Source organism: Acidovorax radicis N35, from assembly GCF_000204195.1.
GTDB classification, from domain to species: Bacteria; Pseudomonadota; Gammaproteobacteria; order Burkholderiales; family Burkholderiaceae_C; genus Acidovorax; species Acidovorax radicis.
Genome location: NZ_AFBG01000021.1, coordinates 188601 through 214929, shown reverse-complemented (window position 1 = coordinate 214929; position 26329 = coordinate 188601). Strand labels below are relative to the sequence as shown.

Here is a 26329-nt window from a genome sequence, read left to right as displayed (position 1 = left end):
GTCGGGAGGGGGACGCCCCCGGTGCGGCGGGGCGGCCCTTGCACGGGGGCACGGGCCTGGGCCGCGCCAGTTTCATCCCGTGCGGGTGGCGCGTAGCGCTGTGGAAAGCTGATATGAATTCTTCAGGACGAAAGCAAATGCAAAATTTCTCTTCCTTCAAGTTCTCTCCCACGGCCTTCGCCGTGATCGCCGCCTGTGTGCTGGCCGCGGGAGGTGCCCTGGTTTTCTCGGGCGCGTCGCGCGCGGCCGATGAACCCAAGGCGAACCAATCGCGCCCCGCACTCACGGTAAGCACGGCCCAGCCGCAGCGCACCTCCGTGCCCCTGCGCCTGGCGGCCAACGGCAACGTCGCTGCCTGGCAGGAAGCCAGCATCGGCGCCGAAAGCAATGGACTGCGCCTGACCGATGTGCGGGTGAATGTGGGTGACGTGGTCCAGGCGGGCCAGGTGCTCGCCACCTTCTCGGCCGAAACGGTGCAGGCCGACGTGGCGCAGATGCGCGCCAGCCTGCTCGAAGCCCAGGCCAATGCGGCCGAAGCCGCCGCCAATGCCGACCGGGCCCGCTCGTTGCAGGCCACGGGCGCGTTGAGCCAGCAGCAGATCCAGCAGTACACGACGGCCGAGAAAACCGCCCAGGCCCGCGTGGAAGCGGCCAAGGCCACGCTGAACGCACAGCAGCTGCGCCTGAAATACACGCAGGTGGTGGCGCCCGACAGTGGCGTGATCTCGGCCCGCACGGCCACCGTGGGCGCGGTGGTGGGTGCAGGCACCGAGCTCTTCCGCATGGTGCGCAAAGGGCGCCTCGAATGGCGCGCCGAAGTCACGTCCACCGAGCTGCGCCGCATTGCGCCGGGCGCCAAGGTCAGCGTGACGGCGGCCAGCGGCGCCACGGCCGAAGGTACGGTGCGCATGGTGGCACCCACGGTGGACCCGCAGACGCGCAATGTGCTGGTGTATGTCGATCTGCCACTCAACGGTGATTTCCGTGCGGGCATGTTCGCGCGGGGTGACTTTGCGTTGGGTGCCAGCGAGGCGCTTACCGTGCCGCAAGAGGCACTGGTGGTGCGCGATGGTTTCTCGTACGTGTTTGTGGTGGGTGCCGAGCAGCGCGTGCAGCAGCGCAAGGTGCAGACCGGCCGGCGTGTGGCCGACCGGGTGGAGGTGCTGTCGGGCCTGGACGCCAATGCTTCGGTGGCGGTGCGCGGCGCGGGCTTTTTGAACGATGGCGATCTGGTGCGGGTGGCGAACACGCCGGCGCCAGTTCCAGCGCCCAGCAGCACGTCCGAGGCGCCAGTTTTCAAGCAAAAAATGGCTCTAGCGTTTGTTGGTAAATCTTTTGCAGCTATCAATTAAGGAGCATTCCACATGAATGTATCCACCTGGTCCATCAAGAACCCGATACCGGCCTTGATGCTGTTTGTGCTGCTGACCTTCGGCGGCCTGCTGTCCTTCAACGCCATGAAGGTGCAGAACTTCCCGGACATCGACCTGCCCACGATCTCCGTGACCGTGGCGCTGCCGGGCGCCTCGCCCGCGCAGCTTGAAAACGATGTGGCGCGCAAGATCGAAAACAGCATCGCCACGCTGCAGGACTTGAAGCACATCTACACCAAGGTGCAGGACGGCGGCGCCACCATCACGGCCGAGTTCCGGCTCGAAAAACCCACGCAGGAGGCGCTCGATGACGTGCGCTCCGCCGTGGCACGCGTGCGCGGCGACCTGCCGGGCGACGTGCGCGACCCCATCGTGACCAAGATGGACCTGGCTGCGCAGCCTGTGCTGGCCTTCACGATCGCCTCGACCCGCATGGACAACGAGGCGTTGTCCTGGTTTGTGGACGACGCCGTGGCCAAGAAGTTACTCACGGTGCGGGGTGTGGGCGCGGTCAACCGCGTGGGCGGCGTGGACCGGCAGGTGCATGTGTCGCTGGACCCGGTCAAACTGCAGGCCCTCAACGCCTCGGCGGCCGATGTGTCGCGCCAGCTGCGCCTGGTGCAGACCGAGAGCGCGGGCGGTCGTACCGACCTGGGCGGGAGCGAACAGCCCGTGCGCACGCTGGCCACGGTGCAGTCGGCGCAGGAGCTGGCCAACCTCACGCTGTCGCTGTCGGACGGCCGCCATGTGCGGCTCGATCAAATGGCCACGGTGTCGGACACGATTGCCGAGCCGCGCGCGCTGGCCCTGCTCAACGGCAAGCCCGTGGTGGGCTTCGAGGTGGCGCGCAGCAAGGGTGCGAGCGAGATCGAGGTGGGCGGTGCCGTGCAGGCGGCGCTCAAGGAGATGCGTGCGCAGCATCCGGACCTGGAAATCACCGAGGCCTTCAATTTCGTGCAGCCGGTGCAGGAGGAATACGACGGCTCCATGCACCTGCTGTATGAAGGCGCGCTGCTGGCCGTGCTGGTGGTATGGCTCTTTTTGCGCGACTGGCGTGCCACGTTCGTGTCGGCGGTGGCGCTGCCCCTGTCGGTGATTCCGGCGTTCATCGGCATGCACCTGCTGGGCTTTTCCATCAACGTGATCACGCTGCTGGCGATGTCGCTGGTGGTAGGCATCCTGGTGGACGACGCCATCGTGGAGGTCGAGAACATCGTGCGCCACCTGCGCATGGGGAAGACGCCTTACCAGGCGGCCATGGAAGCGGCCGACGAAATTGGCCTGGCCGTGGTGGCCACCACTTTCACGCTGATCGCGGTGTTCCTGCCCACCGCGTTCATGAGCGGCATTGCGGGCAAGTTTTTCAAGCAGTTCGGCTGGACGGCATCACTGGCGGTGTTTGCCAGCCTGGTGGTGGCGCGCGTGCTCACGCCCATGATGGCTGCTTACATCCTCAAACCCATCGTGGACGATCACAAAGACCCGCGCTGGATGACGGTGTACCTGCGCTGGGCGGCATGGTGCGTCAAACACCGCTGGATCACCTTCATCGCCACCGGCGCGTTCTTCATCGGCTCGCTGGCGCTGATCCCGCTGCTGCCCACGGGCTTCATCCCGCCGGATGACAACTCGCAGACCCAGGTGTACCTGGAGCTGCCGCCCGGCGCCACGCTGGCGCAGACCCGCGCCGTGTCCGAAGACGCGCGCGAGCGCATCGCCAAGGTCGAGCATGTCAAAAGCGTCTACACCACCATCGGCGGCGGCTCGGCGGGGGCCGACCCCTTCATGGGCGGCGCCGGGGCCGAGACGCGCAAGGCCACGCTCACCATCCTGCTGGCCGAGCGCGGCGACCGGCCGCGCAAGCAGGGCATCGAGAACCACATCCGCGCCGCGCTGGAGACCCTGCCGGGCGTGCGCAGCAAAGTGGGCCTGGGCGGCTCGGGCGAGAAGTACGTGCTGGTGCTCTCGGGCGACGACCCGCAGGCGCTGACCACGGCGGCCCTGGCGGTCGAGAAGGACCTGCGCACCATTCCGGGCCTGGGCAGCATCTCGTCCACGGCCAGCCTAGTGCGCTCCGAGATCGCGGTGCGCCCCGACTTCGCGCGCGCCGCCGACCTGGGCGTGACCAGCAGCGCCATCGCCGAGACCCTGCGCATCGCCACCGTGGGCGACTACGACGTGTCGCTGCCCAAGCTCAACCTGGCATCGCGCCAGGTGCCCATCGTGGTCAAGCTGCGGGACGACGCGCGCCAGGACCTGTCGCTGCTCGAGCGCCTGGCCGTGCCCGGCAGCAAGGGCCCGGTGATGCTCGGCCAGGTGGCCACGCTGGAGTTCAGCGGCGGCCCGGCCGTGGTGGACCGCTACGACCGCGCGCGCAACGTGAACTTCGAGATCGAGCTGTCGGGCCAGCCGCTGGGCGACGTGACCAAGGCCGTGGAGGCGCTTCCCTCCATCAAGAACCTGCCGCCCGGCGTGCGCCAGATCACCATCGGCGACGCCGAGATGATGGGCGAGCTGTTCGCCAGCTTCGGCCTGGCCATGCTCACCGGCGTGCTGTGCATCTACATTGTGCTGGTGCTGCTGTTCAAGGACTTCCTGCACCCGGTGACAATTCTGGCGGCGCTGCCGCTGTCGCTGGGCGGCGCGTTCGTGGGCCTCTTGATCGCGCAAAAGAGCTTCTCGATGCCCTCGCTCATCGGGCTGATCATGCTCATGGGCATCGCCACCAAGAACTCCATCCTGCTGGTCGAGTACGCCATCCTCGCGCGGCGCGAGCACGGCATGACGCGCTTTGAGGCGCTGATCGACGCGTGCCACAAGCGTGCGCGCCCCATCATCATGACCACGCTGGCCATGGGCGCGGGCATGCTGCCCATTGCGCTGGGCATCGGCGCTGCGGACGCGAGCTTCCGTTCGCCGATGGCGGTGGCCGTGATCGGTGGCCTGATCACCTCGACGCTGCTGAGCCTGCTGGTCATCCCGGCCGTGTTCACCGGGGTGGACGACTTGGGGCAGTGGTTCGGCCGGACCCTCCGGCGGCTGCGTGGGGCGCACCATGCTCCGGCAGCCGAGTTGCCTGCGACACCGCCGCCAGCGGGATGACGTGGACGGGGCGCCGGCGTGGCAGAAAGCAGCATCCGCTGCGCCCGGGCTCCCCTATTCGTCTGAAAAAGCGGGCAATCCCCAGGGTTGCCCCGGCTTAGCCAAGCGTGTGGCCGTTAGATAATGTAACGAGCGCCATGAACCTCGTCAGCCTGAACATCGAATCCATCCAGCTCGGCCATCCTCTGCCTTTTGTGCTGCGGGGTGCCGATGGCGTGTTGCTGGCGCAAAAGGGGTATGTCATCCGCACCCGGGAAGAGCTGGCCAAGATGGTAGGCCGAGGCCGGCAACTGTGCGTGGACACCGATGAGTCCGGCGACAGCCACCGGGCCTACCTGGCGCAGTTGCAGCGCATGCTGATCGCAGACACCAATCTGGGTGAAATTGCGGCGATGAAGATGACGGCGGCCGACGACGCGGGTGGGCGGGGACGCGGTGGCAAGACCCTGCCTGACTGGCCCGAGCTGCAGCTGCGTGCCACACAACTGCTGCGCGCGCCCTCGCCCCATGATTTTGGCGGGCGCTTCCAGATGCTGCACGACGAGCTGGCCCGCCACTGCGAGCAAACTCCCGACGCCACGCTGCTGGCCCTGATCTACCTGTCGGTGCAGGAAACCCGCATGTACAGCGCCACGCATTCGATGCTGGTGTGCTGCGTGTGCATGGTGGTGGCGCGCGAAATGCTGCGCTGGCCCGAGGCCCGCGTGCAGCAGTTGGGCCACGCGGCGCTCTCCATGAACATTGCCATGACCGAGCTGCAGGACCAACTGGCCCAGCAGACCCATCCGCTCACGGCTGTGCAGATTGCCGCGGTGGAGAGCCATGCAGAGCGTTCCGAGGCGTTGCTGCGCACGCTCGGCGTGGCCGACCCTGTGTGGCTGGAGGCGGTGCGCTGCCACCACCACCGCACCCCTGGCCCGCTGGCCAAGAAGACGGAACCCCAGCAAATGGCCCGCCTTTTGCAGCGCGCCGACATATTTGGTGCGCGGATGGCCCCCCGCGCGGCCCGCTGGCCCATGCCGGTCACGGCGGCCATGCAGGCGAGCTACTACGATGAAGAGCACCAGGTGGACGAGGCCGGTGCCGCGCTCGTCAAGACGCTGGGCGTGTATCCGCCAGGGGCCTTTGTGCGGTTGGCCAGCCAGGAGGTGGGTGTCGTCATCCGCCGGGGTACGACGGCCACCACGCCCAAGGTGGCGGTGGTGACCAACCGCGACGGCATGCCGACAGGGGAGCCCATTCCCCGCGACACCGGCATGCCCCCCTGGAAAGTCACGGGTGTGGTGGCTTTCAAGGACGTGCGGGTCAAGCTCTCGCTGGACCGTTTGCTCAACCTGGGCTGAACAGCCTCTGAGCCGCAGGCGCGGCATTCTGCCTGCAACGGGTGGACGGGCTTGACGCCCGGCGCCATCCACGAGCAGCTTCTGCCCGTCTTTCTTTCCCCCATCCCCTGCCGCGACGGTAGCACCTGTGCGGCCCGTGCCGCCCTGCCTTCGCCTGCGCCGGCAATAACCATTGAAGCCGCAGAGCTTTGAATCCATTGGGTGCGGGCATTCGTATACCAATCAGTCCAAATAAAAACTCATGTGGACAAAAAATGATGGAATGGTTAAATTGCCCATACCACTGCGCCCCAAGCCCTATGAAAACCTCTTTCAGACGCCTTCTTTCGGTCGCCAGCCTTTTCCTCCTGGCAACGGTCGGCCATGTGCCCTTGGCCCACGCGGCGGATGCCGAAAGCTGTCCGGCCACGCTGCAGCACACGTTTGCCAGGCTGCAGGATGAAAAACCCCAGTCGCTGTGCCAGTACGCTGGCCGGGTGGTGCTGGTGGTCAATACCGCGAGTTTTTGTGGCTTCACCGGCCAGTACAAAGGGCTGGAAGAGCTGTATGCCCGCTACAAGGACAAGGGGCTGGTCGTGCTGGGCTTTCCGTCCAACGACTTTTCGCAGGAGACCGGCAGCAACCAGCAGATCGCAGATTTCTGCGAAAACACTTTTGGCGTGAAATTTCCCATGTTTGCAAAGAGCAGCGTCAAAGGGGCAGAAGCCTCGCCGCTGTTTCGCCAGCTGGCACAACTGTCCGGCACGGCGCCGCGCTGGAACTTCCACAAATACCTGCTGGGCCGCGACGGCAAGCTGGTGGACAACTACTCCAGCCTCACTGCCCCTGACAACAAGGGCCTCGTGCGCGCCATCGAACAGCAACTTGCTGTTGCCGCTACGAGGTAATTGCAATGTTTTCTTTACGTTTCTTTAAAAAAAACCAGGGCATGCTCTGGAACTTCGCCAGCGCAACCCCACTCTATCTATTGCGCAAGACGATTGCGCGACGTACAGTTTTAGTGTTGCGAAGCCTTTCGGGCCCCCGGGTTCCGACTGACCTCCTGGAGCGCTTCTCCTCCCTCCCTCTCTTATTCGTTTCGGGAAGCTTCGCAACCTTTTTATTCCATGCACCGGCGAGAGGGAGCCGGCCATGAAAATCGCCATCATCGGTTCCGGCATCTCTGGGCTGGCGGTCGCGCACCAGCTGCGCGGCCAGGCGGACATCACGCTGTTTGAAGCCAGCGACTACTTTGGCGGCCACACCCATACGGTGGACGTGACGTTGCCCGACGCGTCGGGCACGCCCGTCACGCATGGCGTGGACACCGGCTTCCTGGTGTTCAACGAGCGCACCTACCCCCACCTGATCCGTCTGCTGGCCGAACTGGGCGTAGAAACCGCCAAGTCCGACATGTCGTTCTCGGTGCAGGTGCCGAGTGCCCTGGGTGGCCCTGGCGGTGGCCGCGCGCTGGAATGGAGCGGCACCAACCTCAGCACGGTGTTTGCCCAGCGTTCCAACCTGGTCAATCCGCGCTTCCTGGGCATGCTGCGCGACCTGCTGCGCTTCAACAAGCTGTGCACGCGCATCGCCCAAAAGCAGGCCGAGGCCGCGCTGATGCAGCCGCTGGGCGACTTCTTGCGCGAGCACCGCTTTGGCGACGCGTTCCGCGACTGGTATTTCTTGCCCATGCTGGGCTGCATCTGGAGCTGCCCCACCGACCAGATGCTCAAGTTCCCCGTGGCCACCATGATCCGGTTCTGTCACAACCATGGGCTCATCCAGGTGAGCAACCGCCCGCAGTGGTGGACGGTGTCCGGTGGTGCGCGCCACTACGTGGACAAGATCGTGGCGGGCATTGCCGACAAGCGCCTGAACACCCCCGTGCACCGCATCGAGCGTGACGTGGCTGGAGTGCGGGTGGTGACTGCTGACCACACAGAACACTTTGACAAGGTGGTGCTGGCCACGCATTCGGACCAGTCGCTTGCGCTGCTGGCCCAGCCGACGACGCAGGAGCGCGCCGTGCTCGGCGCCATCCGCTACCAGGCCAACCGCGCCGTGCTGCATACCGACATCTCGGTGCTGCCCGCGCGCCGCGCCGCCTGGGCCGCGTGGAACTACGAACGTGCGCCGCAGCGCAGCCGCGAGTCGGCCCGCGTGTGCCTGCACTACCTCATCAACCAGCTGCAGCCCGTGCCGTTTACCCAGCCCGTGGTGGTGTCGCTCAACCCGGTGCGCGACATTGCACCCGAACACGTGATCGGCAGCTACGAGTACGCGCACCCGGTGTTCGACATGGCCGCCATCCGCGCGCAGCAGCAGGTGGGCAAGCTGCAAGGGCAGCAGCACACCTGGTTCTGCGGCGCCTGGACGGGCTATGGCTTCCACGAAGACGGCCTCAAATCCGGTCTGGCCGTGGCCGAGCAACTGCTGGCCGCCCTACCAGCGCCTTTGGCGGAGGCTGCGTGAGCCACGCCCCGGCCCCCCCCGCAGCGCCCCTCATCGGCTTCGGCCAGGTGCGCCACACGCGGCTGCGGCCCCGGCGGCATGCATTTTCCTACCCCACGTTTTTTCTGATGCTGCCCATGCGCAGCTTGTCGGGTGCCCAAACTCCGCTGGCCGTCAACCGCAGCGGTGCCATCAGCTTCCATGACGTGGACCACGGCGACGGCCGCAGCGCCGCGCAGGGCGGTGCGCTGGCCTGGCTGGACGAGCTGCTGCGCACCGAAGGCGTCACCGACGCCACGGGCGAGGTCTGGCTGCACTGCTATCCGCGTGTGCTGGGCTACACCTTCAAGCCCGTGAGCTTCTGGTATTGCCACCGTGCGGACGGCCACCTGCGCGCCATCGTGGTCGAGGTGAACAACACCTTTGGCGAACGCCATTGCTACCTGCTGGATGCGCCGCAGTACGGCGTGGAACAGCAGGCGCGCAAGGTGTTCCATGTATCGCCGTTCTGCGCGGTGAGCGGCGGCTACCGCTTTCGCTTCATGCGCACCGAGGCCGGGGCACAGGACGCGGGCCGCACCGTGGTGCGCATCGACCACGACGACGACACCGGCCCGCTCATCCAGACCAGCGTGAGCGGCACCTTGCAGGCCATCACCGCACAAACCCTGCGCCAGGCGCTCTGGGGCTACCCCGCCATGACGCTGGCCATCATTGCCCGCATCCACTGGCATGCGCTGCGGCTGTGGCTCAAGCGTGTGCGTTTCCACCGCAAGCCCGAGGCGCCTGCCTCCATCGTGACCCGCTGAATTCCATGACGAACGAGAACGCCGCCATGAACTCCACCACCGCCCCCCGCACCGCCCTGGCCCTGCCCGCTGGCACCCCGGCTGCCGCCTGCACGGCGCTCAAGCTGCTGCAGCGCCTGCAGCATGGCCACCTCACGGTGCAGCTGCCCGACGGCACCTTGCAGCATTTCGGGCATGGCAACGGCCCCTCGGCCGCGATCACGCTCAAGAACTGGAACGTGTGCAGCGCCGCGCTCAAGTCCGGCGACATCGGTTTTGCCGAGAGCTACATCGCAGGCGACTGGACCACGCCGCACCTGACCGACCTGCTCAAGCTCTTTGTCGCCAACCGCCAGCAGGTCGAAGGCGTGATCTACGGCACCTGGGCCGGGCGCCTGCTGTACCGCATCAAGCACCTGCTCAACCGCAACACGCGCAGCAACAGCCAGAAGAACATCCACGCCCATTACGACCTGGGCAACGCGTTCTACGAGCTGTGGCTGGACGACACGATGAACTACTCGTCCGCCTGGTTCGAGGGCGATGCGGGCGGCGACATGCGCACCGCGCAACATGCCAAGGTGCGCCGTGCGCTGCGCATGGCGGGTGTGCAGGCCGGTGACCGGGTGCTGGAGATTGGCTGCGGCTGGGGCGCCTTGGCCGAGATGGCGACCACTGAATTCGGCGCATCCCTCACCGGCGTCACGCTGTCCACCGAGCAGCTGGCGTTTGCGCAAAAGCGCATGGCGGCGCATGGGGTGCAAGCCAAGGCCGACTTGCGCTTGCAGGACTACCGTGACATCCACGACGGCCCCTACGATGCGATCTGCTCCATCGAAATGGTCGAGGCCGTGGGCCGCGAATACTGGCCCACCTATTTCCAGTCGGTGAACCGCCTGCTCAAGCCCGGCGGCAAGGCGTGCATCCAGAGCATCGTTATCGACGACAGCCTGTTCGACCGCTACATCAGCTCCACCGACTTCATCCAGCAGTACATCTTCCCGGGTGGCTGCCTGCCGTGTCCGCGCGAGTTCCGCCGCGAAGCCGAGGCGGCAGGCCTGCGAGTGGTCGACGAGTTTGCGTTTGGCCAGGACTACGCCGAAACCCTCAAGCGGTGGCGCGAGCGCTTCCTGGCCCAGCGCGCACAGATTCTGCAGCTGGGCTTCGATCAGCGCTTCATGCACATCTGGGAGTTCTACCTCGCCTACTGCGAAGCGGCGTTTGCGATGAGCAACATCGACCTGGTGCAGTACACGCTGGTGAAAGACTGATTGCTATGAAAAACATAGCTATTACCGCTTTGTGGATAAGCTCTGGGGCCTATTTTTATTCAAATTCTGTTCTCGCACAGGCCGTGCCGATGGCCCAGGCGGCAGAGCCAGCCACCGCCATGCCCCTGTCGGGCGTGCGCCTCTCGGGCCAGGGGGTGCTCCGGTTCCTGGGTTTCGAGATCTACCGCGCCCGCCTGTGGGTGCCGCCCGGCTTTGATGCCGACAACTACGGCGCACTACCTTTGGCGCTGGAGCTGACCTACCACCGCGACTTCACGGCGGAGGCCATCGCCAGGCGCTCCCTGGAGGAGATGCGCCGCATCGGCAGCTTCACGCCCCAACAGGCCACGCGTTGGCAGCAGGCGCTGCAGGCCGCGTTGCCCGACGTGAAATCGGGCGACCGCCTGCTGGGCATTCACCAGCCCGGCGTGGGTGCGGTGTTCAAGATGGCCGGGCGTGTGGTGGGGGAGGTGCCTGACGCCGAGTTCTCACGCCTCTTCTTTGGCATCTGGCTCTCGTCCCAAACCTCCGAACCCGGTCTGCGCCAAGAGCTGCTGGCCGCCACCCGCACTGCGGGCCAACCATGAGCAATGGGCAGCCCATCCGCGCCAGCGCAGGCCTGGCCTATGGGCTGCTGGGCCTGCCCCTGGCGTTTGTGGCGCTGCCGCTCTATGTGCTGCTGCCCAACCACTATGCGCGCGAATCTGGCATGCCACTGGCCACGCTGGGCGCGGTGCTGCTGGCGGCGCGGTTGTTCGATGCGTTCATCGACCCGCTGTTGGGTCGCTTGGCCGACCACCTGTTTGGCCGCTCGGTGCGCGCCGTGCTGGCGGTGGGCGCGGTGTCGGCGGTGGTGCTGGCACTGGGGCTGACCAGCCTGTTCTTTCCGTGGGTGCGCGGGGCCGATGCGCTGATCGCCTGGGCGCTGGTGGCGCTGCTCATCACCTACACCGCCTACAGCCAGCTCAGCATTGCGCACCAATCCTGGGGCGCGCGGCTGGGCGGCGATGAACTGCAGCGTGGCCGCATCGTGGCGTGGCGCGAAGGGGCGGCGCTGGTGGGCGTGGTGCTGGCATCGGTGCTGCCCGCGCTGCTGGGGCTGCCGGTCATGCTCGGTGTGTTTGCCATTGCCTTGCTGCTGGGCTGGTGCGCCTGGGCGCGGTCACCCCGTCCTTCAGCCCATGCTGGCACCGTGGCGGGGGTGTACCGCCCACCGCAGCGCGCCAGCCTGTGGCGACCCTGGGGGCGTCCCGCCTTCCGTCGCCTGCTGGCGGTGTTCATGCTCAACGGCATTGCCAGTGCCATCCCGGCCACGCTGGTGCTGTTTTTCATCCAGGACCGCCTGCAGGCGCCGCCCGCACAGGAGCCGATGTTCCTGGCGGCGTATTTCGTCTGCGCTGCGCTCTCGATCCCGCTGTGGCTGCGGGCCGTGGCGCGATGGGGCCTGGTGCGCACCTGGCTGGCAGGCATGCTGCTGGCGATCGCCGTGTTTGTGTGGACTGCGTTTCTGGGCGCGGGTGATGTGATGCCGTTCATGGTGGTCTGCGCGCTTTCGGGCGTGGCACTGGGCACCGACCTGGCATTGCCCAGCGCCCTGCTGGCCGGCGTGATTGAGGCCGAGGGCGACAGCGGGCAGCACGAAGGCGCGTACTTTGGCTGGTGGAACTTTGCCACCAAGCTCAACCTGGCGCTGGCCGCAGGCCTGGCGCTGCCCCTGCTGGGCTGGCTGGGCTACACCCCCGGCACGCGCAGCGAAGACGGCTTGCAGACCCTGGGCCTGGCCTATGCGGTGTTGCCCTGCATGCTCAAGCTGATGGCGGCGGCAGCGCTCTATCTTCTCCTCCTGCGGCGCCCTCGCAGCGCGGAGATTGTTTGAATTCGACCGACCAAGGTGCACCCCCATGATGCAACGACGCCTTCTCCTTTCCGCCGCACTGACTGCACCCTTGGTGCTGTCCGGCTGCGCCAATCAGAGCATTGACGGTTACGCCAGCGAAAAACCGGTGCTGGACCTGGCCCAGTATTTCAACGGCAAGATCGACGCCCACGGCATCTTTCAGGACCGCAGCGGCCAGATCGTCAAGCGCTTCACCGTGGTCATGGACTGCTCATGGAAAGGCAATGAGGGCGTGCTCGACGAAGCCTTCACCTATTCGGACGGTACCACCCAGCGCCGCATCTGGCGCCTGACCAAACACGCCGACGGCCGCTACACCGGCACCGCCGACGATGTGGTGGGCACGGCCAACGGCCAGACGCGTGGCAACGCCTTCCGCTGGAACTACACGCTGGCGCTGCCCGTGGATGGCAAGGTCTACAACGTGAACCTGGACGACTGGATGTACCTCATTGACGACCGCGTGATGCTCAACCGTGCCACCATGAGCAAGTTCGGCGTGCGCCTGGGCGAGATCACCCTGTCCTTCGCCAAACGCGCACCATGAGCCTCAATCCTCCCCTGCGCGACTGGCATGGCCGCCGGGCCTGGCTCATTGGGGCCAGCAGCGGTATTGGCCGGGCCACGGCGGCGGCGCTGCATGCGCGCGGTGCGCAGGTGATCGTCTCGGCGCGCAATGGCGATGCGCTGGATGCGTTTGTGGCCCAGCACCCTGGCAGCGTGGCCTTGGCCGTCGATACGGCAGAGCCCGAACAGGTGCAGGTTGCCGCCGCACAGGTGCTGGCGGGCGGTGCACCCGACATGGTGTGCTACTGCGCAGGCTACTACCGCGACATGCGCGCCACCGACTTCGACCTGGCAGAAATGCTGCGCCACGAGCAGATCAATTACAACGGCGTGCTGCAGGTGCTGGCCGGCGTATTGCCTGCGATGCTGGCGGCGGCGCAGTCCGGGCGTCCCGGGCATGTGAGCGTCATCAGCAGCGTGGCGGGTTTCAGAGGCCTGCCCAAGAGCCTGGCCTACGGCCCCACCAAGGCCGCGCTTATCAACCTGGCCGAGGCGCTGTACCTGGATCTGCACGACCTGGGCATGGGCGTGAGCGTGATCAACCCCGGCTTTGTGGCAACGCCGCTCACAGCCGGCAACGACTTCGCGATGCCCGCTCTGATCTCGCCCGAGGCGGCGGCTGCGGCCATCCTGCGGGGCTGGGAACTGGGGCATTTCGACATCCACTTCCCCAAGCGCTTCACGCGCGTGATGAAACTGCTGCGCGTGTTGCCGTATCGGTGGTACTTTCCGGCGGTTCGCCGCTTCACAGGCCTCTGATCCTTCATGCACCCACCCCGCGCGCCCCTTACTGCCGAAGACGCCGTCACCCGCGTGGTGGCGTTTTTCGAGCATCTGTCACCGGCCGATGTAGCGACCATCGGCGAGTTCTATGCGCCACAGGCGCGCTTCAAGGATCCGTTCAACGAGGTGCAGGGCGTGCCCGCCATCCAGGCCATCTTTGCCCACATGTTCGAGGCACTGGAGCAGCCGCGTTTTGTGGTCACCGGCCGCGTGGTGCAGGGCACGCAGTGTTTCCTGACCTGGGATTTTCTGTTCGCCTTCAAGGGCTTTGACAAGGGCGTGACGCAGACGGTGCGCGGCGCGTCGCACCTGGTGCTGGACGAACAAGGCCTGGTGACGCTACACCGCGACTACTGGGACGCCGCCGAAGAGCTGTACGAAAAGCTGCCGGTGGTGGGCGCGCTGATGCGCTGGCTCAAGAAACGCGCCAACCGTTGATTGTTGGCCGTTGACGCATTGATCACGCCAGCGTTTTGATGCGCGGGTGCCCGGGCAGCGGCACTGCGCGCTGCAGCACGCCCTCGGCCAGCCACAGCGCACTGTTCCATGCGCGTTGTGCCACATAAGGCAGCGGCAGCTGCTGGTAGTCGTCGTTGAAGACCTCAAAGCTGTAGTCGCCCTGGTAGCCCATGCCATCGAGCGTGCGCACCAGCTCGGCCAGGGCCTGGCTGTGCACGCCTTCGCCAGGGAACACGCGAAAGTGCCGCGCCGTGTCGATGCGCTCCTGCACGGTGCGGGTCTCCTGCCACATGAAGTCCGAAAGCTGCACCAGATAGATCTTCTCGGGGTCCACATCCGTGAGCGCCGAGAGCGGGGTGCTGGTGGCGAACTGGTGGTAAGAGTCGATGGCCAGGCCGAGGTTGGGGCAATCGGCCTGCTCGACCGCCGCCCACGCCTGGTGCACCTCGTTGATGTGCCGTCCCCACGAGAGGCCTTCAAACGCCACGCGGATGCCGTGCGGCAGCGCCAGCAGGGCCAGCTTGCGCAGGTCGCGCGCGATGGCATCGGCATCGGCGGTGGCGTGCGATGACGTGGAGCTGCAGGCCAGCAGCACGGGCGCCCCCAGGTCGCGCGCCATCAGGATCATCTGCTTGGCAATGTCCACCTTGTAACTGTGCAGGTGGCCCGACAGGCCTTCAAAGTCGCGCAGCACCTGAAAGCCCGTCACGCGCAGGCCGCTGCTGCGCACGGCGTGCACGGCCGCCTTGATGCCTTGCGGATGGCCCACGATGTCGCGGGCGGCCAGCATGATCTGGCCAAATCCTGCGGCCTGGACGGCGGCGAGCTTGGCCTCCAGTGGGCCGGCCAGGCTGATGGTGTCCATGCCGAAGTCGGCGACGTTGCGTTGCATGGTGGATGTGCGCATGGCGGGCTCCGTGGGCGGGGGGTCAGCGGGCGTCCAGCACCAGCTCGAAGCTGGGCGAGCCAGCGTCGGCGCGCGTGAGGGCGCCGCGCGTGCCGGTGTGCACGCCCGTGGGCGATTCGACAAACTCCACGCCCCGCGCGCGCAGTGCGTTCACGGCGGCCAGCACATCGGGCGTGCCAAAGGCCACGCGCTGCAGCAGTTCCTCGGGGTCGGCATCGAGTGCGTCGACCAGCGGCTCAATCAGCTGCCAGTGCAGCGTGCCGCAGGGGCTGGCCAGTATGCGGCCATGCGTGAGCACGCCAAACGATTGCTCGGGGGACAGCTCGGCAAACCCAAACAGTTCGCCATAAAAATGGGTCCAGTCCTGCGCGCGGCCCAGCCCGATGTATTGCACCACGCCAAAGAGGTGCAGGCCTTGCAGCGCGGGTGGGCGCGGGTTGACGGTGGGGATGGGCACAAAGTCCACGTCGTAGATCGAGAACTCCTGGTACCGGTCCACAAAGTAGATGCGGCTGGACCCTACGCCGTGGATGGCGGGGATGTTGAGTTCCATCACCTCGACCTCGGTGTGCACGGCCCAGGCGCCCAGCTCCAGCACGCGGCGGTACGCAGCGGCCGCGTTGTTCACGCGGAAGGCGATAGCGGCCAGCACCGGCGTTTCCGTGAGTGCGGGGGGGGCATGCACGCCGGTGCGTTCGTTGTCCTGGTGGGCGTTGACGATGATGTTCATGTCGCCCTGGCGGTACAGCAGCACCTCGCGCGAGCGGTGCCGCGCCACGGGCTGAAAGCCCATGCGCTCCAGCGCCTGGCCCAGCGCCTGGGGGCGGCTGGTGGCGTATTCAATGAACTCCACCCCTTGCAGGCCCAGGGGGTTGGGCAGTTCGCCCAGCGCTTCGCGGGCGGCCATCATCGGGGTGCTCATGGATTCGACTCCTTGTGATTTGCTGCAGGCGGTAGGGTTCAGCGGGCGCTGACCAGGCGGCGGAAATGCGCGTCCATGCGGGCTGCATCAGGGGCTTCGCCGGTGAACAGCTCGAAAGCGCCCACAGCCTGGCCTACGGCCATGCCACCGCCGTCCGATACCTTGCAGCCCAATGCCCGTGCGGTCTGGACCAGGGCAGTTTCGAGTGGGAAATACACCACCTCGGACACCCACATCGCTTGCCGCAGCAGCGCCGCGTCGAGGGGGAGCCCGGGCAGTTTGTCCATGCCCGTGGGTGTAGCGTGGATCAGCCCGGTGGCGTGGGCCATGGCCGATCGGATCTCGCCAGCCTCGGCGCGCGCGCCATAGAGCGCATTCACGTCGGCGGCCAGTTGTGCGGCGCGTTCGGGTTGGGCATCGACGATGGTCAGGTGCTGTGCCCCCCGCCGCAGCACGGCATGCGCAATGGCGGCGCCCGCACCGCCCGCGCCCAGCAGCACCACGCGGCTGAGGTCGGCGCCAGGCAGTGCACGGGTAAAGCCCCAGGCCCAGCCCGATCCGTCCGTGTTGTGCCCCACCAGCTGGCCATCGCGGATGACGACCGTGTTCACGGCGCCCATGGCGCGCGCCTCTTCCGACAGGCTGTCAAGGTAGGGGATCACGGCCTGCTTGCAGGGGTAGGTCACGTTGCAGCCCGCGTAGCCCATGATGCGCGCTGCCGACAGCAGCGTGGGCAGGTGCTCCGCTGAGGAAGCCGAGCGGTCCAGGTCAATCAGCTGGTAGTGCAGGCGCATGCCGTGGTGGCGCGCCTCTTCTTCGTGCAGGGCCGGCGACAGCGACTTCTGGATGCCGGCACCGATCAGCCCGATGAGCACCTTGCGGGGGCTTGTGGAAGACATGGTGGATGCGGTGGATAACACCGGAGGATCAAGGAGCGATGTGCTCATGGGAGGAATGCGGGTGGGCGCGCTGCCGGGGTGTGGGTCACAGCGCAGCAGCGCGAGGGTTGCTGCGTTCGGGTTATTTGCCGCCGCGCAGCTTGGCCAGCGTGGCGTAGACCTCTTGCACGGTCTCGGCGCCCACCTTGTCGCTGTGCTTTTCGACCACGGGCTTGACCTTGGCGCGCAGCTTGTCCACTTCGGCCGGCGAGAACTCGTTGATCTGCATCCCGGCCTTCTTGAGGTCGTCCATGGCCACGTTGGCTTGCACACGCGATACGGCGCGCTGGAAGGTGGTGGCCTCGGCCATCGCATCGGTCACGGCCTTCTGGTCGGCGGGGTTCAGGCTGTCCCAGAACTTCTTGCTCACGATCACGGCCTGCGGGTTGTACATGTGGCGTGTGACCGTCAGGTACTTTTGCACTTCGGCGAACTTGGACGAGAGGATGGTCGAAAACGGGTTTTCCTGGCCGTCCACAGCCTTTTGCTCCAGCGCCGTGTACAACTCGGGGAAAGGCATGGGCACCGCGTTGGCGCCCAGTGCGTTGAACATGTCGATGTAGATGGGCGACTGGATCACGCGGATCTTCAGGCCCGCGATGTCTTCGGCCTTGGTAATAGGCCGCTTGCTGTTGGTGAGATTGCGAAAGCCCAGTTCCCAATAGCCCAGGCCCACCAGGTTCTTTGCCTGCAGCTTGTCGAGAAGCTTTTTGCCGAAGGGGCCGTCGGTCACGGCATCGGCCTCCTGCGGCGAGGCGAACAGGAACGGGAAGTCGTAGATGCCGAATTCCTTGGCCTGGGCGGACAGGATGCCGGCGTTGAGCACCGTCATTTCCACCGTGCCGCCTTGCAGGGCAGACACGGTCTGCAGGTCACCCCCCAGCGTGCCGCCCGGGAAGAGCTTGACCGCGATGCGGCCATTGGTCTTGGCGGCCACGAGGTCGGCGAACTTCTGCGCGCCCTGGGCCTGCGGGTGGTCCTTCTGGTTCTGGAAGGCGAACTTGATGGTCCGCTCCTGGGCATGCGCCGTGGGTATCAGCGACGCTGCGATCAAGGCGGTGGCGAGCAGGGTTTTGAGCAGTTTCATGGAAATGTCTCCTTGGGTTTTAGGCGGGGCAGAAAAGCGGGAAGCGAGGGCGGGTGCACGGGGCCGTGTCAGCCGCCCAGCCAGCGCAGGGGCACGGTGACGAGCGAGGGGAACACGACCAGCAGGAACATCACCACGAACTGCGCCAGCATGAAGGGCATCACGCCGCGTGTGACCTGCCCCATCGAGATCCGCCCCACGCCTGCCACGACATTCAGTACGGTGCCCACGGGCGGCGTGATGAGGCCGATGGAGTTGTTGATGATGAACAGCACGCCGAAGTACACCGGGTCGATGCCGGCGGCCTTGACCACCGGCATCAGCACGGGCGTCATGATGAGAATGGTGGGCGTCATGTCCATGGCCGTGCCGACCACCATGACCAGCAGCATGATGGCGACCAGCAGCAGCGTGGGGTTGCCCATGAAGGGCTCCAGCATGCCGATGACCTTGGACGGCAGATCGGCCACGGTGATGAGCCAGGCCGACACCATGGCGGCAGCCACCAGGAACATGATCACAGCGCTGGTGCGCGCGGCCGCCTGGAAGATACCGACCAGCTGGCGCCAGGAGAGTTCGCGGTACACCGCCATGGAGACGATCAGCGCGTACATCGCGGCCACCACGGCAGCTTCGGTGGGTGTGAAGACCCCCATGCGAAGTCCCACGAGGATGATGATAGGCAGTCCCAGCGCCCAGGCGGCTTCGCGCAGGGCCAGCTTCAGCTCGGCGCGGGTGGCGCGTGGTGGGGGGGTGACGTTCTCTCGGCGGCCGAGCCACCACCAGGTGACTGCCAGCGAGACTGCCAGCAGCAGTCCCGGGAAGATCCCTGCGAGGAACAGCTTGCTGATGGACACATTGGCCGCCACGCCAAAGATCACGAAGCCGATGGAAGGCGGGATGATGGGGCCGATGACGCCTGCCGAGGCGATGAGGCCCGCCGAGCGCTCCTTGCTATGGCCCGCGACGATCATCATGGGCAGCAGCAGTGAGGTCAGCGCGGCCGCGTCCGCCACCGCAGAGCCCGACACCGCCGACAGGATCACCGCCGCCATGATGACCACATAGCCCAGGCCACCGGGAATGTGACCCACCAGTGCCAGGGCGAGCTTCACGATGCGGCGGGACAGGCCGCCTACGTTCATGATCTCGCCCGCGAGCATGAAGAACGGCACCGCCAGCAACGGAAAGCTGTCGGCACCGTTGATCACGTTCTGGGCCAGGATCTGGGCATCGAACAAATCAAGGTGCCACATCAGCGCCACGCCGCTGAGCAGCAGCGCGTAGGCGATGGGAATGCCGATGGCCATGGCCAGCAGCAGAGAGCCGAGGAAGATCGCGACGGTCATGGGAGTGGTTCCGGGCTGGTTGTCGTCAGGGCTTGTTCGTGCCCGGGGTGTCGGATGCCGCTTGCGCGTCCCGCTGGATCTGCTCCAGCGCGGCAGCTTCTTCGCTCTCCTGCACCATGATCAGTTCGTGGTCGGCCAGCGGGACGAATAGCGTGCGCAGCAGGTCGCGCAGCAGGATGGCGATGGCGGAGGCGCCCATGAGCACGCCGCTGGCATAGAAGATGCCGACCGAAGCGCCGGTCACGGGGGCTTCGGTCTCCCAGTTGATGACCGTCTGCGACCAGCTGCCCGAGAGCAGCAGCCAGGACACGTAGAGCATGGCGACCTGTGCCACCACGAGGCAAATCTTCTTGCCCAACGTGGGCAGGCGGGAGACCAGGGCATCCACCCCCAGATGGCCGTGTTCGCGCAAGGCCACCACGGCGCCCATGAAGGTCAGCCACACGAACAGCCAGCGCGACAGTTCCTCGGAGATGGTGATGCCGGAATTGAACGTGTAGCGCAGCACCACATTGCCAAAAACGAGCACCACCATGATCGCCAGGCACAGGCCTGCCAGTGCATCCAGCACGCGGGTGTATCCCCGCAGTACGCGGTCGGCCAGTGCGAACATGGTGTCTCCAGTCGTTGTGGTTGAAAGCCTGGAATAATTTTGTACGAACTGGTTAGTATTTGATCTAGGTGCAAACCCTGCTCTTCGTTTGGGGGTAGCGGCTGGAGGCGCGGGCGGTCGCAGTGCTGCCGTGGATGCGGAGCAGCGGGGGGGGGTTTGCGACCATCTGGCGGCACGCGCCAGGGCCGTTGGGTCAGGGCCGCAGGAAGCGCACGATCATTTCGATGATCGATTCACGGCGTTGCGCCGTGGCGGCAGGCGTGTCGAGCGAACGCTTGAAGATGGCGCCAAAGGTGTGGCGGTTGGCCACATTGAAGAAGCACAGCGCCGAGATCGACATGTGCAGGTCCACCGGGTCCACGTCGGGGCGGAAGACGCCGGCAGCCACGCCGCGCTGGTACACGTTGTGCACCGCGTGAATGACAGGAATGTTCAGCTCCTGGATGGTCGTGGAGCGGCTGATGAACTCGCCCCGGTGCATGTTTTCATTCATGACCAGGCGAATGAAATCGGGGTTGGCGAGCTGGTAGTCCACGGTGAAGCCCACCAGCGTGCGCAGCGCCTGTTCGGGGGCCAGGTCTTCGAGGTGCAGCTCCGACTCGATGCGTCGAATGCGCCGGTAGGCCTCCTCCAGCACCGCCACGTACAGACCTTCCTTGCTACCGAAATAGTAGTAGATCATGCGTTTGCTGGTGCTGGTCAGGGCCGCGATTTCGTCGATGCGTGCGCCCGCCAGGCCCTTGTCGGCAAATTCCGCCGTGGCCACCTGCAGGATGTTGGCCATGGTGCGGTCGGGATCGTTCACGCGGACCCGGTCTGCCCCGGGCGTGGTCGCCGCCTCGCGCGCAGCGCGCTGCCGGGTGGCCCGTGCTTCGCCAGCCTTCGAGGGTTTTTGAACCATTTCGTTCATAAGCTCCGTAGCATACGGCACACGAGAACCCGCCCCGGCAATGAAAGGGGCTGTAGGTGCCGCCCTGGCACCGCTGCGGGGTTCAGGACGGCTTGGTGTCCGCGAAGCTCGGGCGCAGCATCAGCTTGTCGAGCAGCTTGCCCAGGTTGGGGTATTCGCTGCGCCAGGCAATATCCGGAAAGCGGAATTCCAGCCAGCCCAAAGCGCAGCCCACGGCGATGTCGGACAGGCTCAGGTGGATGCCGCTGCAAAACGGCTTGTCACCCAGGCCTTGGCTCATCGACTTGAGGCCGTCATTCACCTTGAGCAACTGGCGGTCGATCCAGGCCTGGCTGCGTTCGCTGTCCTTACGGTGCGCCCAGGTGGCTTCCAGCCGCGCGAGGATGGCGGCGTCCATCACGCCATCGGCCAGGGCCTCCCAGGTCTTGACCTCGGCGCGCTCGCGGCCTTGGGACGGGATCAGCTTGCCAACAGGGGAGAGGGTGTCCAGGTACTCCACGATCACGCGGGAGTCGAAGACGGCTTCGCCGCCTTCCATCACCAGGCAGGGCACTTTGCCCAATGGGTTGGAGGTGGCAATGTGGGTATCGTCTGCCCAGACGTTTTCTTGCACGAACTGGTAGTCGAGCTTTTTCTCGGCCATCACGATACGTACCTTGCGGACGTAGGGGCTGGCGGTGGCTCCGATCAATTTCATGGTGTGTCTTCCAGTGCGCGGGATAGGCTGAGCGATTCGAGTTTGATTCTATCGGCAGCTGCCCGCACGAAGCTGACGGATGCGCGGCGCCTACAATTGCGCGCCATGAGCCTGTCCACCATTACCGCCCTGTCGCCGCTTGACGGCCGTTACGCCAGCAAACTTGCCGCCCTGCGCCCGATCATGAGCGAACATGGCTACATGCACCGCCGTGTCCAGGTGGAAGTGGCCTGGTTCATCGCGCTGTCCGACGCTGGTTTTGCCGAATTCAAGCCCCTGACCACCGGTGCGCGCGCCTACCTGCTGGGCCTCATCAAGAACTTCTCCGAGGCTGACGCCGCCGCCATCAAAGAGATCGAAAAAACAACAAACCACGACGTGAAGGCCGTGGAGTACTGGATCAAGAGCAAGTTCGAAGCGCGCCCCGAGCTGGAAAAAGCCTCCGAATTTGTGCACTTTGCCTGCACCAGCGAAGACATCAACAACACCAGCCACGCGCTGCAGCTGCGCTCGGGCCGCGACCAGGTCGTGCTGCCGGGCCTGGACCGCATCGTGCTCAAGCTGCGCGAAATGGCGCACGCCTATGCCGATGTGCCCATGTTGAGCCGCACCCACGGCCAGACCGCCAGCCCGACCACCGTGGGCAAGGAAATGGCCAACGTCGTCATGCGCCTGCAGACGGCCTGCGAGCGCGTGGCCGCCGTCAAGATCATGGGCAAGATGAATGGCGCTGTGGGCAATTACAACGCCCACCTGTCCGCCTGGCCCGATTTCGACTGGGAAGCCTTCAGCAAGAAGGTCATCGAAACCCCCGAGCCGCTGGGCCTGGGCCTGACCTTTCAGCCGTATTCCATCCAGATCGAGCCACACGACTACATGGCCGAGCTGTTCGATGCCGTGGCCCGCGCCAACACCATCCTCATCGACCTGTCGCGCGACATCTGGGGTTATGTGAGCCTGGGTTACTTCAAGCAGCGCCTGAAGGCCGGCGAGATTGGTTCCAGCACCATGCCGCACAAGGTCAACCCGATCGACTTTGAAAACGCCGAAGGCAACCTGGGGCTGGCCAACGCGCTGCTCAAGCACCTGTCTGAAAAGCTGCCGATCAGCCGCTGGCAGCGTGACCTGACCGACAGCACCGTGCTGCGCAACATGGGCGTGGCGCTGGGGTACGCGGCGCTGGCCTATGCCTCGCTGTTGACCGGCCTGAACAAGCTGGAGTTGAATGAAGAAGCGCTGGCCGAAGACCTGGACGCTTCGTGGGAAGTGCTGGCCGAGCCCATCCAGACGGTGATGCGCCGCTTCGGTGTGCAGGGTGCTTACGAAAAGCTCAAGGAAGTGACGCGCGGCAAGACCGTGACGGCCGAGGCCCTGCACGGCCTGATCTACTCGCTGGAAATCCCCCAGGCCGAAAAGGACCGGCTGCTGGCGATGACGCCGGGCAGCTACGTCGGCAAGGCGGCCGAGCTGGCGCGCCGGGTCTGACCGCAGATTTTCCAGCCTTTTTGGCCTCCTGCGCTTGTCTATCAAGCGCAGGCAGCTATCTATTTAGTAGTGAGGCTGCATGGCCATCAAATCCACCATTTTCAAGGCGAACCTCCAGATCGCCGACATCGACCACGGCTACTACGCCGACCATGCGCTCACGCTTGCGCGCCACCCCAGCGAGACCGACGAGCGCATGATGGTCCGGCTGGCCGCCTTGGCCATTGCCGCGCACCAGCTCAACGACCTGTGCAATGGCGACGCCACGCTGGCGTTTGGCGCGGGCTTGTCGGACCCCGATGACCCCGATGCCTCGCTGACCGACTTCACGGGCCGCAAGCGCGTCTGGATCGAGGTGGGCCAGCCAGAAGACAAGCCCCTCACCAAGGCCTGCAGCAAGGCCGATTCCGTGATCGTCTACTGCTTCAACCACGCAGCCGAAATCTGGTGGAAGGGCATCGAGACCAAACTCTCGCGGCTGGAAAAGCTGCAGGTGTGGCGCATCCCCACCGAAGCATCCCAGGCGCTGGCACAGTTGGCCGAGCGCAGCATGCAGCTGCAGGCCACGGTGCAGGAGGGGGCGATCACCCTGAGCAGCACGCAGGGCAGCGTGCATGTGGAGCCCGTGCGCTGGAAGTGACTGAAATACTTGTAAAAATAGCCTCTGGCGCTTGATAGGTAAGCGCTAGCAGCTATTAATTTAGTAGTCGCTGATTCAATCCCGTGGCATGAGCGTGCCACATTGCCAGCACTGCTCGAATCCGCCTTCGACCGTCTCCCCACACTGGCATGCCCAGCGGCGCTGCGGCAAATCCTGGAGCTCCTGCAGCAAAGTACGCGCACGGGCAGCGTGTTCGTCATAGTCCAACCAGATTTCGGGCAGGCACTGGTCAGGCGGCAGGTGCCCCGCTGCAGCGCCCAGATACTGGCGCTGCACGGAGGCCGCCATGCCCGCTTCGCACAACAGGTCCGCCCACAGCGTGGCGATGGCGATGTTCGGGGCTTGGGTGAGGCGCAGCATGGGCCCACCATAGCGGTTTGAACGCCCGGCGTACAGCCCTTGCGCGCTCGCAGGTGGGTGTGTGGTACAGGAGGTGAGCGAAAGAAACCGGCTATGCCGCGTCGGCTGGCACCGGCGCCGCCTTCGAGACCCCTTCGGCCGCCCTTTCCGCATACCGATTGAACCGCCACGCGGAGTGCTCCAGGGTGATGCGCCGCCACACCGTGCGCTTCTCGACCGGGCTCATCGCGGGCCAGAACTGGACTTCGCCAAACGTGCGCCCACACCCCTTGCACAGGTCGTCACCCTGGCTGGTGGAGCAGATGGCGATACAGGGCGTGTCGGGCGTGGTGCCATACCAGCCCTGCCAAGCGGCCATGGCCTCGGGGGGCAGGCGGTCCTCGTCCACCTCGTCTTCACGCCGGTACACCATGTGCGCATAGACCTCTCCCAGCGCACGGATCTCTGGCGCCAGGGAAATTCCGTCGGGCGAAGGCGCCCGGCTGCGCCAGTGGTTGATGGCGGCTTCGATGTCGGTGATGTGGATGGCGGCCATGGGCGATTGCGTGGAGAACCTGTTCAAAATCTCTCAAACTCTTTGGGCAAGGTACTTGCGCGACCCGGGGAGGATCTTGAACCGGTTCTCAGGGGGCTGGATCATAGCCGCGCGGGCAAGGGCACCCTGGCAAAGGTGTTATGCGAGATAGCAGCGCTGCCGTCCTTTGTACCCGCCAGTGCCCTTGTGTAAGCAATAACCACAATCGCACCGCACTTGCGCGACCGTGCTGGCGATGTTCCAATCAACGCTTCGAAGGGGAGTAGCTCCCGACTTGCATTCCGGCATTGCCAGGCTCTGGCGCGCGGGGGCGCGAGGCATCGGAACCGTCGTCAATACGAAGCGAAGCATCGCTTCCGGCGGTCCGGGTTCAGCGCATACCGCAAGGGGCGCCGGGCTGAGCAAGACCTTTGATGGGCCCGCTGGGGCTGATCAAGGCTGTCCTTTCGCATTCATGCCCGCCAGGGCAGTCCTTGATCATCCGGCCGCAGGTCCTCTATCCCTTGGGCGGAGTCGGCGCTACAGTGGCGGCGAGCTCCCCCTTCGCGCGTATTGATACTGAGGAATTTATGGAATTTTTGGCTTCGCCCGAATTTTGGCTCGCACTCGGCCAGATCATCATCATTGACATCTTGCTGGGCGGCGACAACGCGGTGGTCATCGCGCTGGCCTGCCGCAAGCTGCCCCCCGCCCAGCGGACCAAGGGCATTATCTGGGGCACCGCAGGGGCCATCGTTCTGCGTGTGATCCTCATCGCCTTTGCCATGACCCTGCTGGCGCTGCCGTTCCTCAAGTTCGTGGGGGCGCTGCTGCTGGTGTGGATTGGCGTCAAGTTGCTGGCTCCCGACGAAGACGGCCATGGCGACGTGCAGGGCAGCGACAAGCTGCTGGCGGCCATCAAGACCATCATCGTGGCCGACCTGGTGATGAGCGTGGACAACGTGATTGCCATTGCAGGCGCTGCGCAGAATGCGGGCGAACATTCCTTCCTGCTGGTCGTGCTGGGCCTGCTGATCTCCATCCCGATCATCGTCTGGGGCAGCCAGCTGGTCATCAAGCTCATGGAACGTTTCCCGATGATCATCACGCTCGGCGGCATGCTGCTGGGCTGGATTGCTGGCGGCATGCTGGTGACGGACCCCGCTTTCTCCAACCCCGACAAGTGGCAGTGGATGCTCAAGCTGCCACAGACCGATGTGGTCAAGTACGGCGCCAGCGTGGCGGGCGCCCTGCTGGTTCTGCTGGCTGGCAAGTTCATTGTTGCGCGGCGTGCGGCGGCAGCGCCTGCCGAGCAGCAAGGCTAAAGGGCGGGCAATCTGAATCGACTGGGAAAAGGGGGCCTTCAGCCCCCTTTTTTCCTTGGTCTTCAACGGGAGGCAGTATGGATAGAGTCATCGTGTATGTAGACGACGCGGCTTATGCGCAGCAGGTGCTCGCCCCTTTGTTCGCGCGCGGCGCAGCTGCTGGAACACAATGGGTGCTGGTCGCCTGCGCGCCCCGGATGACCCACCGCATCAGCAAATGGGTGAGCCACAGCGCGCGTGAGAACTGGCGCGCCAAGTGGGCGGACAAGCTGTTTGCCCAGATGCTTCCCGGGCTGCGGGTGCCGACGGACAGAGTGACCACCGTGCTGGCCAAGGGGCCGCTGGCGGAACTGACGGACCAGTTGCAAGCGGCGGGAACCTCCGCAGCCCAAGTGGTAGATGCGCGGCGGCCGAAGATGGATGCGGCAGAGGAGTCGACACGTCCGGACAAGCGGTGGTCGCCCCCGCCCGGAACGCTGCTGGGCAGCCTGCTCACCGGTTTTGGTGCGCTGTGGGTGCTGGCTCTCGAATAGGTCACCCTCGGCTGG

General features: G+C 65.5%; 26 protein-coding genes. 16 read left to right on the top strand and 10 right to left on the bottom strand.

The window, feature by feature from the left end; genetic code table 11:
* The first annotated feature begins 137 nt into the window (after positions 1 to 137).
* The 12 genes from ARADN35_RS0118040 (at position 138) to ARADN35_RS0117985 (ending at position 13992) form a co-directional block, all read left to right on the top strand.
* Entirely contained in the window at positions 138 to 1352 is a 1215-nt protein-coding gene (locus tag ARADN35_RS0118040; RefSeq protein WP_010464585.1) for an efflux RND transporter periplasmic adaptor subunit, read from the top strand.
* A 12-nt stretch (positions 1353 to 1364) separates the two neighbouring features.
* Entirely contained in the window at positions 1365 to 4475 is a 3111-nt protein-coding gene (locus ARADN35_RS0118035) for an efflux RND transporter permease subunit (RefSeq protein ID WP_010464584.1), read from the top strand.
* 137 nt (positions 4476 to 4612) lie between these two features.
* Complete coding sequence (locus ARADN35_RS0118030; RefSeq protein WP_010464583.1) at positions 4613 to 5818, top strand: HD-GYP domain-containing protein; 1206 nt, start codon at positions 4613 to 4615, stop codon at positions 5816 to 5818.
* A 299-nt stretch (positions 5819 to 6117) separates the two neighbouring features.
* A complete protein-coding gene (locus tag ARADN35_RS0118025) occupies positions 6118 to 6705 on the top strand; it encodes a glutathione peroxidase (RefSeq protein ID WP_029414154.1) in 588 nt (195 codons plus the stop codon).
* Between the two features lie 244 nt (positions 6706 to 6949).
* Positions 6950 to 8269, top strand: a complete 1320-nt coding sequence (locus tag ARADN35_RS0118020) for an NAD(P)/FAD-dependent oxidoreductase (protein WP_010464580.1) — start codon at positions 6950 to 6952, stop codon at positions 8267 to 8269.
* A complete protein-coding gene (locus ARADN35_RS0118015; protein ID WP_010464578.1) occupies positions 8266 to 9057 on the top strand; it encodes a DUF1365 domain-containing protein in 792 nt (263 codons plus the stop codon). The genes ARADN35_RS0118020 and ARADN35_RS0118015 overlap by 4 nt, the downstream gene beginning before the upstream one ends.
* A 26-nt stretch (positions 9058 to 9083) precedes the next feature.
* Positions 9084 to 10307 carry an SAM-dependent methyltransferase gene (locus tag ARADN35_RS0118010; protein ID WP_029414153.1) on the top strand — a complete coding sequence of 408 codons (1224 nt, stop codon included), beginning with the start codon at positions 9084 to 9086 and terminating at the stop codon, positions 10305 to 10307.
* Positions 10308 to 10396: 89 nt separating this feature from the next.
* A complete protein-coding gene (locus tag ARADN35_RS0118005) occupies positions 10397 to 10894 on the top strand; it encodes a chalcone isomerase family protein (protein ID WP_010464575.1) in 498 nt (165 codons plus the stop codon).
* Positions 10891 to 12183 carry an MFS transporter gene (locus ARADN35_RS0118000; RefSeq protein WP_010464573.1) on the top strand — a complete coding sequence of 431 codons (1293 nt, stop codon included), beginning with the start codon at positions 10891 to 10893 and terminating at the stop codon, positions 12181 to 12183. Before ARADN35_RS0118005 ends, ARADN35_RS0118000 begins: the two co-directional genes overlap by 4 nt.
* Before the next feature lie 25 nt (positions 12184 to 12208).
* On the top strand, positions 12209 to 12751 hold the full coding sequence (locus ARADN35_RS0117995) for a DUF3833 domain-containing protein (protein WP_029414151.1): 543 nt from the start codon (positions 12209 to 12211) through the stop codon (positions 12749 to 12751).
* Positions 12748 to 13530, top strand: a complete 783-nt coding sequence (locus tag ARADN35_RS0117990) for an SDR family NAD(P)-dependent oxidoreductase (protein WP_010464568.1) — start codon at positions 12748 to 12750, stop codon at positions 13528 to 13530. The genes ARADN35_RS0117995 and ARADN35_RS0117990 overlap by 4 nt, the downstream gene beginning before the upstream one ends.
* Positions 13531 to 13536: 6 nt before the next feature.
* The gene (locus ARADN35_RS0117985; protein WP_010464567.1) at positions 13537 to 13992 is read left to right on the top strand and encodes a nuclear transport factor 2 family protein; all 456 of its coding nucleotides are present in this window, start codon (positions 13537 to 13539) and stop codon (positions 13990 to 13992) included.
* A gap of 22 nt (positions 13993 to 14014) precedes the next feature.
* On the opposite strand, the gene ARADN35_RS0117980 is transcribed toward ARADN35_RS0117985, so the two are convergent.
* The 8 genes from ARADN35_RS0117980 to ARADN35_RS0117945 all read right to left on the bottom strand — a co-directional run bounded on the left by ARADN35_RS0117980 (position 14015) and on the right by ARADN35_RS0117945 (position 21436).
* On the bottom strand, positions 14015 to 14920 hold the full coding sequence (locus ARADN35_RS0117980; RefSeq protein WP_010464566.1) for a sugar phosphate isomerase/epimerase family protein: 906 nt from the start codon (positions 14918 to 14920) through the stop codon (positions 14015 to 14017).
* A 22-nt stretch (positions 14921 to 14942) separates the two neighbouring features.
* Positions 14943 to 15842, bottom strand: coding sequence for a VOC family protein (locus ARADN35_RS0117975; RefSeq protein WP_010464564.1), 900 nt, complete (start codon positions 15840 to 15842; stop codon positions 14943 to 14945).
* A 38-nt stretch (positions 15843 to 15880) separates the two neighbouring features.
* On the bottom strand, positions 15881 to 16741 hold the full coding sequence (locus ARADN35_RS0117970; protein WP_010464562.1) for a shikimate dehydrogenase: 861 nt from the start codon (positions 16739 to 16741) through the stop codon (positions 15881 to 15883).
* Positions 16742 to 16862: 121 nt separating this feature from the next.
* A complete protein-coding gene (locus tag ARADN35_RS0117965) occupies positions 16863 to 17867 on the bottom strand; it encodes a TRAP transporter substrate-binding protein (protein ID WP_010464560.1) in 1005 nt (334 codons plus the stop codon).
* 68 nt (positions 17868 to 17935) lie between these two features.
* On the bottom strand, positions 17936 to 19216 hold the full coding sequence (locus tag ARADN35_RS0117960) for a TRAP transporter large permease (RefSeq protein ID WP_010464558.1): 1281 nt from the start codon (positions 19214 to 19216) through the stop codon (positions 17936 to 17938).
* Between the two features lie 25 nt (positions 19217 to 19241).
* A complete protein-coding gene (locus tag ARADN35_RS0117955) occupies positions 19242 to 19829 on the bottom strand; it encodes a TRAP transporter small permease (RefSeq protein ID WP_010464556.1) in 588 nt (195 codons plus the stop codon).
* A 193-nt stretch (positions 19830 to 20022) separates the two neighbouring features.
* Positions 20023 to 20739, bottom strand: a complete 717-nt coding sequence (locus ARADN35_RS0117950) for a TetR/AcrR family transcriptional regulator (protein ID WP_010464554.1) — start codon at positions 20737 to 20739, stop codon at positions 20023 to 20025.
* Positions 20740 to 20821: 82 nt separating this feature from the next.
* Positions 20822 to 21436, bottom strand: coding sequence for a glutathione S-transferase N-terminal domain-containing protein (locus ARADN35_RS0117945; RefSeq protein ID WP_010464552.1), 615 nt, complete (start codon positions 21434 to 21436; stop codon positions 20822 to 20824).
* 105 nt (positions 21437 to 21541) lie between these two features.
* On the opposite strand from ARADN35_RS0117945, the gene purB reads away from it, so the two are divergent.
* A complete protein-coding gene (purB, locus tag ARADN35_RS0117940) occupies positions 21542 to 22921 on the top strand; it encodes an adenylosuccinate lyase (RefSeq protein ID WP_010464550.1) in 1380 nt (459 codons plus the stop codon).
* 79 nt (positions 22922 to 23000) lie between these two features.
* Entirely contained in the window at positions 23001 to 23561 is a 561-nt protein-coding gene (locus tag ARADN35_RS0117935; protein ID WP_010464548.1) for a YaeQ family protein, read from the top strand.
* Between the two features lie 75 nt (positions 23562 to 23636).
* Here the strand turns inward: ARADN35_RS0117935 and ARADN35_RS0117930 are convergent, their stop codons facing one another.
* The gene (locus tag ARADN35_RS0117930) at positions 23637 to 23942 is read right to left on the bottom strand and encodes a putative signal transducing protein (RefSeq protein ID WP_010464546.1); all 306 of its coding nucleotides are present in this window, start codon (positions 23940 to 23942) and stop codon (positions 23637 to 23639) included.
* Between the two features lie 91 nt (positions 23943 to 24033).
* On the bottom strand, positions 24034 to 24477 hold the full coding sequence (locus ARADN35_RS0117925; RefSeq protein WP_010464543.1) for a DUF3717 domain-containing protein: 444 nt from the start codon (positions 24475 to 24477) through the stop codon (positions 24034 to 24036).
* A gap of 569 nt (positions 24478 to 25046) precedes the next feature.
* On the opposite strand from ARADN35_RS0117925, the gene ARADN35_RS0117920 reads away from it, so the two are divergent.
* Positions 25047 to 25781, top strand: a complete 735-nt coding sequence (locus ARADN35_RS0117920) for a TerC family protein (RefSeq protein ID WP_010464541.1) — start codon at positions 25047 to 25049, stop codon at positions 25779 to 25781.
* A 77-nt stretch (positions 25782 to 25858) separates the two neighbouring features.
* Positions 25859 to 26314, top strand: a complete 456-nt coding sequence (locus tag ARADN35_RS0117915) for a hypothetical protein (RefSeq protein ID WP_029414150.1) — start codon at positions 25859 to 25861, stop codon at positions 26312 to 26314.
* Positions 26315 to 26329: the final 15 nt, after the last annotated feature.

Excerpts from the sequence above, each read along its gene's own strand:
- ARADN35_RS0117955 (WP_010464556.1), bottom strand. The coding sequence starts at position 19,829 with ATGTTCGCACTGGCCGACCGCGTACTGCGGGGATACACCCGCGTGCTG.
- ARADN35_RS0117995 (WP_029414151.1), top strand. The coding sequence starts at position 12,209 with ATGATGCAACGACGCCTTCTCCTTTCCGCCGCACTGACTGCACCCTTG.
- ARADN35_RS0117960 (WP_010464558.1), bottom strand. The coding sequence starts at position 19,216 with ATGACCGTCGCGATCTTCCTCGGCTCTCTGCTGCTGGCCATGGCCATC.
- ARADN35_RS0117930 (WP_010464546.1), bottom strand. The coding sequence starts at position 23,942 with ATGCTGCGCCTCACCCAAGCCCCGAACATCGCCATCGCCACGCTGTGG.
- ARADN35_RS0118020 (WP_010464580.1), top strand. The coding sequence starts at position 6,950 with ATGAAAATCGCCATCATCGGTTCCGGCATCTCTGGGCTGGCGGTCGCG.
- ARADN35_RS0117980 (WP_010464566.1), bottom strand. The coding sequence starts at position 14,920 with ATGCGCACATCCACCATGCAACGCAACGTCGCCGACTTCGGCATGGAC.
- purB (WP_010464550.1), top strand. The coding sequence starts at position 21,542 with ATGAGCCTGTCCACCATTACCGCCCTGTCGCCGCTTGACGGCCGTTAC.
- ARADN35_RS0117965 (WP_010464560.1), bottom strand. The coding sequence starts at position 17,867 with ATGAAACTGCTCAAAACCCTGCTCGCCACCGCCTTGATCGCAGCGTCG.
- ARADN35_RS0118040 (WP_010464585.1), top strand. The coding sequence starts at position 138 with ATGCAAAATTTCTCTTCCTTCAAGTTCTCTCCCACGGCCTTCGCCGTG.
- ARADN35_RS0117970 (WP_010464562.1), bottom strand. The coding sequence starts at position 16,741 with ATGTCTTCCACAAGCCCCCGCAAGGTGCTCATCGGGCTGATCGGTGCC.
- ARADN35_RS0117935 (WP_010464548.1), top strand. The coding sequence starts at position 23,001 with ATGGCCATCAAATCCACCATTTTCAAGGCGAACCTCCAGATCGCCGAC.
- ARADN35_RS0117915 (WP_029414150.1), top strand. The coding sequence starts at position 25,859 with ATGGATAGAGTCATCGTGTATGTAGACGACGCGGCTTATGCGCAGCAG.
- ARADN35_RS0117950 (WP_010464554.1), bottom strand. The coding sequence starts at position 20,739 with ATGAACGAAATGGTTCAAAAACCCTCGAAGGCTGGCGAAGCACGGGCC.
- ARADN35_RS0117920 (WP_010464541.1), top strand. The coding sequence starts at position 25,047 with ATGGAATTTTTGGCTTCGCCCGAATTTTGGCTCGCACTCGGCCAGATC.
- ARADN35_RS0117925 (WP_010464543.1), bottom strand. The coding sequence starts at position 24,477 with ATGGCCGCCATCCACATCACCGACATCGAAGCCGCCATCAACCACTGG.
- ARADN35_RS0118010 (WP_029414153.1), top strand. The coding sequence starts at position 9,084 with ATGAACTCCACCACCGCCCCCCGCACCGCCCTGGCCCTGCCCGCTGGC.
- ARADN35_RS0118030 (WP_010464583.1), top strand. The coding sequence starts at position 4,613 with ATGAACCTCGTCAGCCTGAACATCGAATCCATCCAGCTCGGCCATCCT.
- ARADN35_RS0118035 (WP_010464584.1), top strand. The coding sequence starts at position 1,365 with ATGAATGTATCCACCTGGTCCATCAAGAACCCGATACCGGCCTTGATG.
- ARADN35_RS0118005 (WP_010464575.1), top strand. The coding sequence starts at position 10,397 with ATGGCCCAGGCGGCAGAGCCAGCCACCGCCATGCCCCTGTCGGGCGTG.
- ARADN35_RS0117975 (WP_010464564.1), bottom strand. The coding sequence starts at position 15,842 with ATGAGCACCCCGATGATGGCCGCCCGCGAAGCGCTGGGCGAACTGCCC.
- ARADN35_RS0117990 (WP_010464568.1), top strand. The coding sequence starts at position 12,748 with ATGAGCCTCAATCCTCCCCTGCGCGACTGGCATGGCCGCCGGGCCTGG.
- ARADN35_RS0117985 (WP_010464567.1), top strand. The coding sequence starts at position 13,537 with ATGCACCCACCCCGCGCGCCCCTTACTGCCGAAGACGCCGTCACCCGC.
- ARADN35_RS0117945 (WP_010464552.1), bottom strand. The coding sequence starts at position 21,436 with ATGAAATTGATCGGAGCCACCGCCAGCCCCTACGTCCGCAAGGTACGT.
- ARADN35_RS0118000 (WP_010464573.1), top strand. The coding sequence starts at position 10,891 with ATGAGCAATGGGCAGCCCATCCGCGCCAGCGCAGGCCTGGCCTATGGG.
- ARADN35_RS0118025 (WP_029414154.1), top strand. The coding sequence starts at position 6,118 with ATGAAAACCTCTTTCAGACGCCTTCTTTCGGTCGCCAGCCTTTTCCTC.